13 protein-coding genes and 1 riboswitch are annotated in these 13,117 nt (G+C 38.9%); of the genes, 12 read left to right on the top strand and 1 reads right to left on the bottom strand.

The annotated features are described in order from the left end of the window. Positions 1-150: 150 nt before the first annotated feature. The gene (locus JNO66_RS04355) at positions 151-1,215 is read left to right on the top strand and encodes a peptidoglycan-binding protein (RefSeq protein WP_203086968.1); all 1,065 of its coding nucleotides are present in this window, start codon (positions 151-153) and stop codon (positions 1,213-1,215) included. Between the two features lie 119 nt (positions 1,216-1,334). Here JNO66_RS04355 and JNO66_RS04350 read toward each other — a convergent pair whose 3' ends face one another. After that, positions 1,335-2,213, bottom strand: a complete 879-nt coding sequence (locus tag JNO66_RS04350; RefSeq protein WP_203086967.1) for a cation diffusion facilitator family transporter — start codon at positions 2,211-2,213, stop codon at positions 1,335-1,337. 260 nt (positions 2,214-2,473) lie between these two features. On the opposite strand from JNO66_RS04350, the gene JNO66_RS04345 reads away from it, so the two are divergent. From JNO66_RS04345 to JNO66_RS04295, 11 genes are all read left to right on the top strand, one after another. Then, entirely contained in the window at positions 2,474-3,286 is an 813-nt protein-coding gene (locus JNO66_RS04345) for a uroporphyrinogen-III synthase (RefSeq protein ID WP_203086966.1), read from the top strand. An 84-nt stretch (positions 3,287-3,370) separates the two neighbouring features. Continuing rightward, positions 3,371-4,444, top strand: coding sequence for a branched-chain amino acid aminotransferase (locus JNO66_RS04340; protein WP_203086965.1), 1,074 nt, complete (start codon positions 3,371-3,373; stop codon positions 4,442-4,444). A 48-nt stretch (positions 4,445-4,492) separates the two neighbouring features. Further along, positions 4,493-5,281, top strand: coding sequence for an HAD family hydrolase (locus tag JNO66_RS04335; protein WP_203086964.1), 789 nt, complete (start codon positions 4,493-4,495; stop codon positions 5,279-5,281). A 61-nt stretch (positions 5,282-5,342) separates the two neighbouring features. Next, positions 5,343-5,441, top strand: a riboswitch (TPP riboswitch). A 118-nt stretch (positions 5,442-5,559) separates the two neighbouring features. Then, entirely contained in the window at positions 5,560-6,141 is a 582-nt protein-coding gene (locus JNO66_RS04330) for an ECF transporter S component (protein WP_203086963.1), read from the top strand. A gap of 22 nt (positions 6,142-6,163) precedes the next feature. Then, entirely contained in the window at positions 6,164-7,612 is a 1,449-nt protein-coding gene (locus JNO66_RS04325) for an ABC transporter ATP-binding protein (protein ID WP_203086962.1), read from the top strand. Then, on the top strand, positions 7,609-8,415 hold the full coding sequence (locus JNO66_RS04320) for an energy-coupling factor transporter transmembrane component T family protein (protein ID WP_203086961.1): 807 nt from the start codon (positions 7,609-7,611) through the stop codon (positions 8,413-8,415). Before JNO66_RS04325 ends, JNO66_RS04320 begins: the two co-directional genes overlap by 4 nt. Before the next feature lie 216 nt (positions 8,416-8,631). After that, positions 8,632-9,669: a sulfate ABC transporter substrate-binding protein gene (locus JNO66_RS04315; protein WP_273753210.1), complete on the top strand. Its 1,038-nt coding sequence runs from the start codon at positions 8,632-8,634 to the stop codon at positions 9,667-9,669. Positions 9,670-9,689: 20 nt separating this feature from the next. After that, on the top strand, positions 9,690-10,523 hold the full coding sequence (gene cysT, locus JNO66_RS04310; protein WP_203086960.1) for a sulfate ABC transporter permease subunit CysT: 834 nt from the start codon (positions 9,690-9,692) through the stop codon (positions 10,521-10,523). A 24-nt stretch (positions 10,524-10,547) separates the two neighbouring features. After that, positions 10,548-11,390, top strand: a complete 843-nt coding sequence (gene cysW, locus JNO66_RS04305) for a sulfate ABC transporter permease subunit CysW (protein WP_273753209.1) — start codon at positions 10,548-10,550, stop codon at positions 11,388-11,390. A gap of 12 nt (positions 11,391-11,402) precedes the next feature. Then, on the top strand, positions 11,403-12,473 hold the full coding sequence (locus JNO66_RS04300; protein WP_203086958.1) for a sulfate/molybdate ABC transporter ATP-binding protein: 1,071 nt from the start codon (positions 11,403-11,405) through the stop codon (positions 12,471-12,473). Between the two features lie 129 nt (positions 12,474-12,602). Next, on the top strand, positions 12,603-13,088 hold the full coding sequence (locus tag JNO66_RS04295) for a hypothetical protein (RefSeq protein ID WP_203086957.1): 486 nt from the start codon (positions 12,603-12,605) through the stop codon (positions 13,086-13,088). Positions 13,089-13,117 lie beyond the last annotated feature (29 nt).

Genomic DNA, 13,117 nt, shown 5'->3' with positions numbered 1-13,117 from the left:
TACACTAAATAATGGAATGAAAATGACCTTCCTTTGACTTTTGTTACATTAAGATTTCAATTCGTTTAATTAGGTCACCAAAGGATTGATAGATTTGTAGCGCACTGGTACTGTATGTGGCAGTGGTTGAAATCAAAGGAGGTTGGCACTATGAATGCTAAAATTCCATTTAAAACACTTCGTTATGTAACGTTACCAGTTGCAACAGCTGGATTTGTCTTGTTTGCTTCACCGAGCATTTCTGAAGCGAGCAATTTTGATACCCTAAACAAGGGAGATGAAGGGAAGAACGTTGAACAACTACAAGAGTTGTTATCCGAAAAAGGGTTCTTCACTGATGAGATAAATGGCACATTCACTATTGAAACACAAAATGCAGTAAAAGCATTTCAAGAAAAATATCAGTTAGAATCTGACGGAGTAGCGGGAGCTCAAACAGTAGGAGCCCTCCATGTTTTATCTGAAGGTGATACTGGAGAGATCGTTAAGGAATTACAAGGCCAATTAAATGAGCTAGGTTTTCTAAATGGTGGGAAAGACGGTATCTTTGGACCGCATACAAAAGAAGCCGTGAAGTCATTCCAATCACAGCATAATCTTTCAGTAGATGGAATTGCTGGACCAAACACATTTAAAGAGCTTTATTATACAGCATCTGAAAAAGTGATTGAACAAAAAACAGAAACAAAAGCAGAAGAAGTAACAGCTGAACCAGAAACTCAGGAAACCACTACTGAGACGGAACAGCCACAACAACAAGCAGAAGAAGTTGCAGAGCAAGCTGAGCCTGTACAAGAATCAGAGCCAGCCGTAGAAGAGGCTCCTGCAGAAGAAGTTCAAGAAGAAGCTCCTGCTGAAGAATCAGCTCCAGTAGAAGAGTCTGTTAAAGAAACAGAAACTAGTAATCAATCAGGTGAAGCAACTGGTCAGACCATTCAAGTTGAAGCAACTGCTTACACAGCGAACTGTGCTGGATGCAGTGGAGTAACAGCTACTGGTATTGACTTAAATGCTAATCCAAACCAAAAAGTGATTGCTGTGGACCCAAGTGTCATTCCACTAGGATCTCGTGTATACGTTGAAGGATACGGAGAAGCAATTGCTGGTGATACTGGCGGCGCAATTAATGGAAACAAAGTAGACCTTTACATGCAATCGCACGGCGATGCAGTTGCATTTGGTCGTCAAACAATCAATGTAACCATTTTAGACTAATGGTAGTAAGGCGGGGTCTTTGACCTCGTCTTCTTTATTATGTAAATACCCGAATGTAAGCGACATAAACTATTTTTTCAGAATCTTATAAAACCTAAAGAAAGATGACCAGATTGCTGTCATTCTTCTTTAGGTTGATTCGATGGTTCTACGTGAACGTGCGTATTAGATATATTGTGTTTATCTCTCATAACAGCTTCAACCTTGTCTGCAATTTGATGACTTTCATGAACACTTAAATTGGGATGAACTTCAATAATAACATCAGCGTATATGGTCGATCCAACCTGTCTAGCTTTTACCTGTTTTAAGGCCTCCACATGATGAATGACTTCAATGGTTTCTCGATACGTATTTAAATCCTGCTCATTAAACCCATCGGTTAATGAGAGGGTAGCCTTTTGGAAAATGTCAAAGGCAGTGTAACAAATTAATAAACCAATCAAAAGCGCTGTGGCTGTATCAAGCCATGCAACATTCCACTGAGAAGCAAGAATGCTAATGGTGGCACCGACACTCACAAGTGCATCGGAGCGATTATCAGCAGCTATAGCGTAAAGCGCTTGACTGTTTACTTCTTTTGCAAGCTTTTGATTGTAGTGATAGACCCCGAACATAATAAGAGCACATCCAGCTCCAACCCAACCAGCTACAGGATCAGGTGCTGCCTGCTCTGACATAAAGGACCGTACTGCCTCGACCAACACTTGCAAACCGATAGCAGCCATAATAAACGCGGCAAAAAGTGATGCAATGTTTTCAGCACGAAAATGACCATAAGGGTGGTTCGCATCTGGTGGCTTTTGAGAGATCCGTAATCCAATTAAAACAGCGATGGAGGCGATAATGTCTGTTACATTGTTAAGACCATCGGCACGTAACGCGTCAGAGAAGAACAGGGTCCCAATGATAAGTTTTACTGCGGATAATGCAAGATAAACGATAATGCTTAGCCATGCACCTTTTTCACCTTTTTTTAACTGGCTATAACGCTCCATAGTATTCCTCTCTTTCAAACGTAACGTTTTACCTTTATATCGTATCAAGCTGATACCGAGTGGGTCTATAGCAAGATGATTAGCCTAATTCAGTATTCTAGTCTAAAGAAAAGTATCTTTCCTTTGATCAACATTATAATTTCACGTACCGAAATGGATATATAAATAGAAAAACTTAACGAAAAAACAAAAACATGATATATTCAGTTTATTCAAACGTAAACATTATGTTTATTCACGAAGAGGAAGGATGTACCTTCATGAAAAGTCTCACAAACTGTCATATTGCATTAACGGCGTCGAGAAAAACGGAAGAAATGCAAACCATTATTCGAAAACAAGGCGGAACAAGCGAAGTCAGATCACTTCAGGGTACGGTCTTTTTAGCTGAACTTGAGGTTGCAGAAGAATTCAAAGATACCATTTTAAAAAAACCAGATATTTTTATCTTTACAACTGGCATTGGAACAGAAACCTTATTTAGACTTGCGGAAAAAGAGAAGTTTGATGCTGAGCTGTTTGAAGCATTAAAACAATCCACGATTGCAGCAAGAGGATATAAAACGCATGCTGTGCTAAAGAAGTATGGTTTTACTCCTGATTTGCGAGATGAAGATGGGACAACCTCAGGACTAATAAAAGTAATGAAAAACGTTAATTTGGAGGATAAACGAGTGATGGTTCAGCTCCACGGAATGAGTGCACCTGTCCTACATTCGTTTCTTAAAGAAAATGGAGCAACGATAAATGAAATTTTACCTTATCAGCATATCTCTGTGAATGAGGGGGATGTACTGATCCTATTAGACGAATTACTAAATGGTCAATACGATGCTATTGCCTTCACTACAGCGATTCAAGCTAGAGAATTGTTCACAATTGCTAGTAAGTATGATAAAAAACAATCCTTATTAACGTTATTTGAAGAGCGTGTTCTAGCCGTATCAGTTGGGAAAGTCACTTCTGAGGAGCTTTATAGTCATGGGGTTAAACGAGTGGTTTCTCCAGAAATTGAACGTATGGGTGCGATGTTTGTTGAGCTTGGAAATTATATGAAACAGACTAAGGGATAAGGCTCATTCAAAATTTGCTTAGTCGTGTTATAATAAGTACGTTACAATGTTACTATCGTGGGATAAAAAGGGGAGTTTCTTATTATGTCTGATCAAACTTTAGAAATTATGACCGCAACACACCATAAAACAAAGCCAGATCCTGAGACCCTTGAGTTCGGTAAAACGTTTACTGATCATATGTTTATCATGGATTATACAAATGAAAACGGCTGGCATAGTCCACGAATTATTCCTTATCAACCTCTAACACTCGATCCAGCAGCAATGATTTATCACTATGGACAAACTGTATTTGAAGGTCTTAAAGCATATCGTACTGATGATGACAGAGTGTTATTATTTAGACCCGAACAAAATTTTAAGCGACTTAACTTATCTAGTGACCGTTTAAGTATTCCGGATATTGATACAGACATTGTTTTAGATTATCTAAATGAGTTAGTAAAGTTAGACAAAGAATGGATCCCTACATATGAAGGAACCTCGTTGTATATTCGACCGTTCATTATTGCGACTGAACCTAACCTTAGTGTAGCACCTTCCGCGTCATATAAATTTATGATTATTCTTTCACCTGTAGGCTCCTATTATAAAGAAGGTATTGCCCCTGTGGGAATTTATGTTGAAGATGAGTATACAAGAGCTGCATTAGGTGGAACCGGTATGGCCAAAACAGCAGGTAATTACTCTGCCGCTTACAAAGCTCAAGATAAAGCGACAGCCCATGGTCAAGCTCAAGTGCTTTGGCTCGATAGTTCCGAGAAAAAGTATATTGAAGAAGTAGGAAGTATGAATGTCTTCTTTAAAATTGATGGAGAAATTATTACGCCAGCACTTAGTGGTAGTATACTAGAAGGAATTACTCGCAAATCGATCATTGAATTACTGAAGAGTTGGGATTTGCCTGTTTCAGAGCGGAAAATCTCAATTGATGAAGTATTGCTTGCGATTCAAGAAAATCGTCTAGAAGAGGCATTTGGAACGGGAACGGCAGCTGTGATTTCACCTATTGGCGAGCTTAGCTGGAAAGGGGAGCAGTCGCTTATTAATAATCGTGAAACAGGTCCTTTGGCTGCAAGACTCTATGAAACGTTGACAGGCATACAAAAAGGCAGAATAGAAGACTCATTTAATTGGACTTACGAAGTAAAATAATTGTACAAGATTTTCATTTAAACTTGATTTAAAGAAAGGGAATCCTTGATGATAAAAGCTGTTTTTTTTGACTTAGATGATACCCTTTTATGGGATCAAAAAAGTGTTCAAAAAGCATTTGACGCCACGTGTGTTTATGCAGCAGAACAAGATGAACGTATTAAAGCTGATGAGCTTGAGCATGCGGTAAGGGAAGAAGCAAAGCAATTATATGCATCCTACGAGACGTTTACTTTTACTCAAATGATCGGAATTAATCCCTTTGAGGGTCTATGGGCAAACTTTCAGGATCATGAAGAAGAATTTCAAAAGTTAAAAGACCTCGCTCCTGGGTATCGGTTAGCTTCCTGGGACCTTGCCTTGAAAAAATGTGGAGTAGATAATTCCGAGCTTGCAAAAGAATTATCTGAAAAATTCCCACTTGAACGTCGCAAAAATCCGATTGTTTATGATGAAACGTTTAAAGTACTAGATCGTTTAAAAGAAGACTACAAACTTCTATTGTTAACAAACGGCTCTCCAGATCTACAAAATATAAAATTGGAGCTCACGCCTGAGTTAGTTCCATATTTTGACCACATTGTGATTTCTGGAGCCTATGGTAAGGGTAAACCTGATAAAGGTATCTTTGAGCATGCATTATCATTAATGGAGCTTGAGAAAGACGAAGTAATTATGGTTGGGGACAACCTAATGACTGACATTCTCGGCGCACAACGAGCAGGTATTCCTTCTATATGGGTTAACCGTAAAGATCAAAAGACTACCGACGTTGAACCGACTTATGAGATTACATCTCTCTTAGAAGTAGAATCTGTCTTAGTAAAGCATTCGTAAAAAAAGATTGTCGGCTTCATGTGAATATGGTTAAATATACATGTACAATATTATAAACTTTTATTTCCACTAGGGGCGCGTAAGCTGAGAGAGGCGACTTTGCCTTAACCCTTGACCTGATCTAGATAATACTAGCGTAGGAAAGTGGAGTCGACTCTTTTTACTATGACAGCTTGTCTTTTAAGGGATAAGTGTATATGTATGAAAGAAGCCACTCCATTCTAGGAGTGGCTTCTTTTTTTCGGCTGACTGTGGGAATAAGGGACAGGAGGAAATGAATGAAGAAGCGTTTAACATTAACAGATATTTTAGTCACAGTTATTATCGCGGTGGTCTTTGGGATCGTGTACCGATTATGGGGGCCAGTAAATGACAGCTTAAAACTATTTCCACTTCAAGTAAATGAATTGATGTATGGAATGTGGTTTATTGCAGCTACTGTGGCTTTTTTAATTATTCGTAAACCAGGCGTTGCTTTAATTGCTGAAACAGCAGCAGCCTCTGGTGAATTTATTGTAGGCTCTCAATATGGATTAGAGGTGTTAATTTATGGAGTGATGCAGGGGCTTGGCGCCGAACTTGTTTTTGCTTTGTTCATGTACAAAAGCTACTCCATTCTTACTACCTCACTTGCTGGCGCAGCATCCGCAGGCGGTTCGTTTGTCATGGACTGGAACCGCGGTTATATGGCTGATCTAGTTGGTTGGAATGTCACATTAGTCGTTATTTTACGAACCATTAGCGGTATTCTAATTGCCGGTGTATTTGCTTACTATCTCGTTCGAGCACTTGAGAAAACAGGTGTAACGGATTTATTAAGACCTTCTTCTAAAAAAGATTTTGACACATTAGATTCGTAAAGAAAGGAGAGATACTTTAAAGATGGCAGCAACTATAGAGAAACTAAGGCTCACCTTTCCTGGGAGCGGGAAGCTTTTATTTAAAGATCTGAGTATTAAAATATCTGAAGGAGAGAAGGTCCTTATCCTTGGGCCGAGTGGCAGTGGAAAATCAACACTGCTTCAAGTATTAACTGGATTAGTGCCATCCGCTATCAATTTACCGCTCAAATATAATAAACTGATTCATCCCGAATCGTGGGGTTATGTCTTTCAAGATCCAGATAGTCAATTTTGTATGCCTTACTTAGATGAGGAAATAGCATTTGTATTAGAGAACCTAGGTGTACCAAGAGAAGACATGCTGGAACGAATTAAAAACGTTCTTGAATTGGTGGATTTAGAGCTTGACGAACTTCATACGCCAATTTCTCAGTTATCTCAAGGAATGAAGCAAAGGCTAGCCATCGCATCCGTACTCGCACTCAAGCCATCCACTTTCTTTTTTGACGAGCCAACAGCCATGCTTGATCCTACAGGTACTGAACATATTTGGAACCTCATTCGATCTGTTACGAAAGATCAAACCGTTATTATCGTTGAACATAAGATTGATCACATTCTTGATTTTGTCGAGAGAGTCATTGTCCTAGATAATGCAGGTCAAATTATTGCAGATGGCGAGACGAATACAATATTTAAAACATACAAACAAACTCTGCGTGACTATGGTATCTGGTATCCAGGTGTGTGGCAGGAGTATCTTGAAAGTCGAGAGTGGACAACAGAATCTCCATATCAAAAACAAGATCCATTGATTGAATTGGAAGATTTTCAAGTGTTGCGCCGAAAAGAAGTAAAATTAACGGTTCCTTCGTTATACGTCGATCCTGGTGAATGGATTTGCATTACTGGTGAAAATGGAGCGGGTAAAAGCACTCTGCTTTTAGGTTTGATGAATGTCCTTCGCACAAAAGGAACCTATAAATTAAATCAAATGAAGGTTAAGAAGAAGGATCAAGTAAGTAACCTTTTAGGATTTGTTTTTCAAAATCCAGAGTATCAATTTGTGACAAATCATGTACATGAGGAAATTGCATTTACATTAAAGCAAGAAAAGCGATCCGATGAGGAAATCGATAAAAGAGTAGAAGAAATATTACATGCTTTTACGCTTGCTCAACACCAGCAGCAACACCCTTATCAACTATCTATTGGTCAAAAGCGAAGATTGAGTGTTGCGACCGCTCTTGTAGGGAAGCAGCTCGTATTATTACTTGATGAACCTACTTTCGGACAGGATGCTAAGAATACATTTGCGCTACTTGAGATGATGGAAACATTAAAAAACCAAGGTGTAACAATTATAATGGTGACTCATGATGAAGAGATTGTTCGTTCATTTGCTACTCGCGTTTGGAACGTAGAAAAAGGTGAAGTCTCTGAGGTAGAGTCTTTAAATATTGAGATGAAAAGAGTGGAAAGCAGATGAATTCATTATATCATGTTCAAGAAACGTGGTTAACGCGTGTTAATCCGAGCATAAAATTAGTTCTTTCTATCTTTCTCTTTTTCTATATGATTTTTATCCATAACCCTACTCATTTAGCATATTTAACAATCGTACTAAGCGTCATATTATATGTGTATTCAGGTCATCCATTTAAATATTTACTTCTCTTTTCACTTCCCTTTGTGCTAGTATTTGTCTCCTCAGCGAGCTCAATGATTTTCTTCGGAAGAGGAGATACGATTTGGTACAAATGGGGAATTGTTCAGATTAGCGAGGAAAGCTTTTACCGAGGAATTCACCTAGGCTTTCGAGCACTTTCGTTTGCCATACTTGGAATGATTTTTGCATTAACAACAAAGCCTGTCTTGTTGTTCTATTCGATGATGCAGCAGCTTCGAATTCCTTCGAAGTATGCCTATAGCTTTTTAGCGTCGATACGTATGATTCCGATTATGTTTGAAGAGTTTCAAACGCTGAGGCATGCATTAATTATTAGACAGGCAGTTCCAGAGAAAGGGCTGAAGGGGTTTTATAAAAAACTTCATTTTTTCTCTATTCCACTCCTTGCCCATAGTATAAGGCGTGCTCAACGAATAGCTGTTGCAATGGAGGCAAAACGTTTTACTCAAGCAACTGAGCGAACGTACTACTATGAAACGAGTGTTCGCATGTGGGATGTACTCTTTTTTATCGTTATTTTGTTAGCACCTTTAATTACCTTCTTTTTAGCAGATGCCTTTCCATTATTTGATCGCACGGATGTGCGTTACTTCACAAATTAATGAGTTAAAGTGTAGACGTTTTAAAATACACTTGACACATCGGAAAAGCATGGATAAGATATGAGTACAATAAGATAGTTGCTGATCGGAAAACCGAAGGCCTTTACTAATAGTGTTTATTAGTGGAGGGCTTCTTTTTTTGTTCTTAAAGCCAACTAAACCACTATACTTAAATGTATATAAAAAGAATGTAAAAAGGAGAGGAACCAATTGAAAATCAAAACAACCCGAACACAGTCACTTCTCAAATTCACTTCTATTCCAATCTTGCTTATTGCTTTGAGTGCATGTGGTTCAAATGATCAAGCAGCTGGTGATGGAGATACAGTTGATCTTTTAAATGTTTCCTATGATCCCACGCGTGAATTATATGAAGATTTTAATAAGTTATTCGCTGAACACTGGAAAGAAGAAACAGGTCAAACTGTTACATTTAATCAATCACACGGAGGTTCGGGTAGTCAGGCACGATCGGTTATAGATGGTTTGCAGGCTGACGTTGTTACGTTAGCACTTGCTTATGACATAGATGTTTTACATGACTCTCGTGATCTCATTCCAGAAGATTGGCAAACGAGATTACCAGATAATTCAACTCCTTATACGTCGACCATTACCTTTTTAGTTAGAGAAGGCAACCCTAAGAATATTCAAGATTGGGATGACTTAATCCGTGATGATGTAGAAGTGGTTACGCCAAATCCAAAAACATCAGGAGGCGCTCGTTGGAACTATCTTGCTGGTTGGGCATGGGCCGAAGAGGAATATGGCTCTGAAGATGCGGCTAAGCAGTATATCTCTGATTTATACCAAAACGTATCTGTACTCGATTCTGGTGCACGAGGTGCAACAACTTCATTTGTTGAACGTGGGATTGGAGATGTCTTACTTGCTTGGGAAAATGAAGCGATTCTTTCTACAGAAGAATTAGGAGAGAATGAGTTTGATATTGTTGCTCCATCAATTAGTATCCTTACAGAGCCACCTGTTGCTGTTGTTGATGAAAATGTAGATAAGAAAGGAACTCGCGAAGTGGCCGAGGCCTACCTTGAATATTTGTATACCGATGAGGGACAGCGGCTGGCAGCAGAACATTATTATCGACCAAGAAATGAAGAAATTTTAAACGAATTTAGTGAGTACTTCCCTGAAATTCAACTTGTAACAATTGACGATACATTTGGAGGCTGGCAAGAAGCACAAGAGAAGCATTTTAGTGATGGAGGGGTTTTTGACCAAATCTATGAGCAATAAGAGCACAAAGGGAGGATCGTATGAGAACATTACGCTTTAAAGAAGAAAGTATCATCCCTGGGTTTTCATTAACACTAGGAATGACATTAATGTATTTAGGATTAATCGTTCTAATTCCCATATCAATGATTTTCATTCAAACGTCAAATATGAGTTTCTCAGATTATTGGGCGACTGTGACCTCTCCTCGTGTGGTTGCATCTTATAAGCTTAGTATTGGAGCTGCACTTGCTGCAGCTCTGATCAATGGTGTATTTGGATTATTACTCGCTTGGATCTTAGTACGCTACTCCTTTCCAGGTAAAAAGATCATAGATGGGATTATTGATCTTCCTTTTGCCTTACCGACTGCGGTTGCAGGGATTGCGTTAACAACCATTTACACATCCGATGGCTGGGTGGGCAAATACTTTGATCTACTTGGTATTAAAGTTGCATTTACTCCACTTGGGGTCATGACAGCCCTCATTTTTATTGGACTACCATTCGTTGTGCGTATGGTCGAGCCTGTGTTAAAAGATCTTAATAAGGAGCTCGAGGAGGCTTCATCCTCTCTTGGAGCGAATGGGTTTCACACTTTCACAAAAGTGATTATGCCCGTCTTATTTCCTGCTTTGTTATCCGGGATGTCTTTAGCATTTGCGAGAGCACTAGGTGAGTATGGTTCCGTTGTATTTATCTCAGGTAATATGCCAATGAAAACGGAAATTACTCCATTACTAATTATGAATCAGCTCGAACAATTTAATTACGAAGGTGCTACTGCCATTGCATCTGTCATGCTCTTATTTTCATTTTTATTATTGTTCCTGATGAACCTTATACAATGGTGGGCATCTAAACGTCATACATAAAGGAGGCACAAGTTGAATACAGAGATCCCAATTAATCAAAAGCCAGTTTATTCAAAACGTAAGAAAAAAAAGACGTGGGTAAAATGGGTACTCCTTTCCATTGCTTTGTTATTTCTCTCACTTGTCTTAATTTTACCGTTAACAGCTATTTTTGTTCGTGCATTTGCAGGTGGCTGGTCTGTCTATCTTCAGTCAATAACAGATCCTGCTGCATTATCGGCAATTAAGCTAACACTACTAACTGTGGCGATTGTTGTTCCACTTAATACGATTTTTGGAGTCACGGCAGCTTGGGCCTTATCAAAGTTTCAATTTAAAGGTAGAAGCTTTTTAATTACATTAATTGACTTACCCTTTGCGGTATCTCCAGTTATCGCGGGTCTTGTTTTTGTTCTTTTATTTGGTGTTCACGGGTTACTTGGAGAATGGCTTTTAGCCAACAACATTCAAATTATTTTTGCTGTACCAGGTATTGTGCTCGCAAGTATGTTTGTAACGGTTCCCTTTGTGGCTAGACAATTAATTCCTTTGATGCAAGCACAAGGTACCGCTGAAGAGGAAGCTTCACTTTCTTTAGGGGCAAATGGATGGCGAACATTTTGGCATGTCACATTACCAAACATAAAATGGGGTTTATTATATGGTGTGATCCTGTGTAATGCACGCGTAATCGGAGAGTTTGGTGCCGTTTCTGTAGTGTCAGGAAAAATACGCGGATTAACAAATACGATGCCCCTACACGTAGAAATCTTGTACAACGAATATATGTTTACAGCTGCTTTTGCTGTTGCATCCCTGATGTCTATTTTGGCAATCATTACACTGGTTATCAAAAACATAGTAGAGAAGAAGAGTCCACAATTGTAAGGAGTGATATGTATGTCGATTGAAATCAATCATGTATCGAAGTACTTTGGTGACTTTAAAGCCCTTGAACAGATTCAACTATCCATAAAGAAAGGTGAGCTCATCGCTTTACTTGGACCCTCGGGATCAGGAAAAACATCTTTATTACGGATTATTGCGGGTTTAGAAAGTGCTTCTGAAGGCTCCATATTCTTTAATGATCAAGATATGACGGATGTAGATGCAGTTTCAAGACACGTTGGATTTGTTTTTCAACATTATGCACTATTCTCACATATGACTGTTGCAGATAATATTTCATATGGACTTCGAGTACGCTCTCGTCGCGTTCGCCCATCAAAAAAAGAGATAAATGAGAAAGTGGATGAGCTATTGAATCTCGTAAAACTAGATGGCTTGCAAAAACGGTATCCATCCCAGCTCTCAGGCGGACAACGACAACGGGTTGCTCTAGCTCGGGCTTTAGCTGTTCAACCAGAAGTCCTCTTATTGGATGAGCCCTTTGGTGCACTTGATGCAAAGGTGAGAAAAGAGCTTAGACGCTGGCTTCGAAATCTTCATAACCAATTTGATGTGACAAGTATCTTTGTGACACATGATCAAGAGGAAGCAATGGATGTGGCTGACCGAATTGTTGTCATGAATAAAGGACGAATTGAACAAATAGGCACTCCGGATGAAGTGTATGAGAATCCTAATTCTCCGTTTGTTTTTGACTTTTTAGGAAATGTGAATTTGTTTAAAGGACGTGTACAAGAAGGCAACTTAACATCAGGTACCATTACCCTTAGAACGTCTGGTAGTCCGAAGCATGAAAATAAAGAAGTTGTTGGATATATAAGGCCACACCAAATGGAGCTTCATCAGTCACATATTGAGGGAGCATTTCCAATCAAGATTACGCATATCCAACCAGTGGGACCGATTGTCTTTATTGAAGCGGAAAAAGTGAACGAGGGAGAGCTCATCGATATTGAATTACCTAAAAATGAATTCACACCTTTAGGATTAAAAATAGGGGATACGGTCTATAGCAGACCTAATCAGGTACATGTGTTCTCGCCTGAAGAATTTAGCATATGAACGAATGAGAGGGAGGCTACATGGCTTTCCTCTCTTTTGAATACGTGGATATCTTTGCAAAGAATTGTTGAAACGTGGTAGACTTTTTAAAGAATAAAGTAGAATACAATAGAATAGGAGACTCAGAGAATGAAGAAGTGGATTATTCATGGAACCATTATTTCAATAGGTATCGCACTTATTCTGACTGGATGTAATAACAACAACAAAGTAGGCGATGACCTTGAAGTGTATTACAATGATCATATCTTACCGATACAAGCAGATATTGATGATGCATGGGATGAATTTTTCAGAGAAACCGATTCCTTATCCGACGAAGAATTTTATGAGGTATACGAGAGTGATTTAAAACCTGAGCTTGATGAGTATTATGAGGAATTACAAGCGCTTAGTCCTGAAACAGACGACGTTAAGCAGTTACATTCACTATATCTTGATGCTAATGAGGTATTTTATGAAGCTGGCGAAAAAGAAGTGGAAGGCCATTATCGTCAAGACGAGGATCTTTTAGCAGAGTCAGATGACTTATTCGCTGAATATGACCAATTAGAAGATGAATTTTTAATTGAACTTGAGCGATTAATGGATGAAACAGGTGCGGAGTACGAGTAAAGTGTTAACGCCCTGCTAATAGGGAAGGC

Origin of the sequence: Alkalicoccobacillus gibsonii (genome assembly GCF_016798245.1) — a bacterium.
In the GTDB taxonomy this organism is placed as follows: domain Bacteria; phylum Bacillota; class Bacilli; order Bacillales; family Bacillaceae_D; genus Alkalicoccobacillus; species Alkalicoccobacillus gibsonii.
Note: the sequence above shows the minus strand (reverse complement) of the source record. Positions and strands in the feature narration are given on the sequence as shown.

Excerpts from the sequence above, each read along its gene's own strand:
- JNO66_RS04355 (WP_203086968.1), top strand. The coding sequence starts at position 151 with ATGAATGCTAAAATTCCATTTAAAACACTTCGTTATGTAACGTTACCA.
- JNO66_RS04350 (WP_203086967.1), bottom strand. The coding sequence starts at position 2,213 with ATGGAGCGTTATAGCCAGTTAAAAAAAGGTGAAAAAGGTGCATGGCTA.
- JNO66_RS04345 (WP_203086966.1), top strand. The coding sequence starts at position 2,474 with ATGAAAAGTCTCACAAACTGTCATATTGCATTAACGGCGTCGAGAAAA.
- JNO66_RS04340 (WP_203086965.1), top strand. The coding sequence starts at position 3,371 with ATGTCTGATCAAACTTTAGAAATTATGACCGCAACACACCATAAAACA.
- JNO66_RS04335 (WP_203086964.1), top strand. The coding sequence starts at position 4,493 with ATGATAAAAGCTGTTTTTTTTGACTTAGATGATACCCTTTTATGGGAT.
- JNO66_RS04330 (WP_203086963.1), top strand. The coding sequence starts at position 5,560 with ATGAAGAAGCGTTTAACATTAACAGATATTTTAGTCACAGTTATTATC.
- JNO66_RS04325 (WP_203086962.1), top strand. The coding sequence starts at position 6,164 with ATGGCAGCAACTATAGAGAAACTAAGGCTCACCTTTCCTGGGAGCGGG.
- JNO66_RS04320 (WP_203086961.1), top strand. The coding sequence starts at position 7,609 with ATGAATTCATTATATCATGTTCAAGAAACGTGGTTAACGCGTGTTAAT.
- cysT (WP_203086960.1), top strand. The coding sequence starts at position 9,690 with ATGAGAACATTACGCTTTAAAGAAGAAAGTATCATCCCTGGGTTTTCA.
- JNO66_RS04300 (WP_203086958.1), top strand. The coding sequence starts at position 11,403 with ATGTCGATTGAAATCAATCATGTATCGAAGTACTTTGGTGACTTTAAA.
- JNO66_RS04295 (WP_203086957.1), top strand. The coding sequence starts at position 12,603 with ATGAAGAAGTGGATTATTCATGGAACCATTATTTCAATAGGTATCGCA.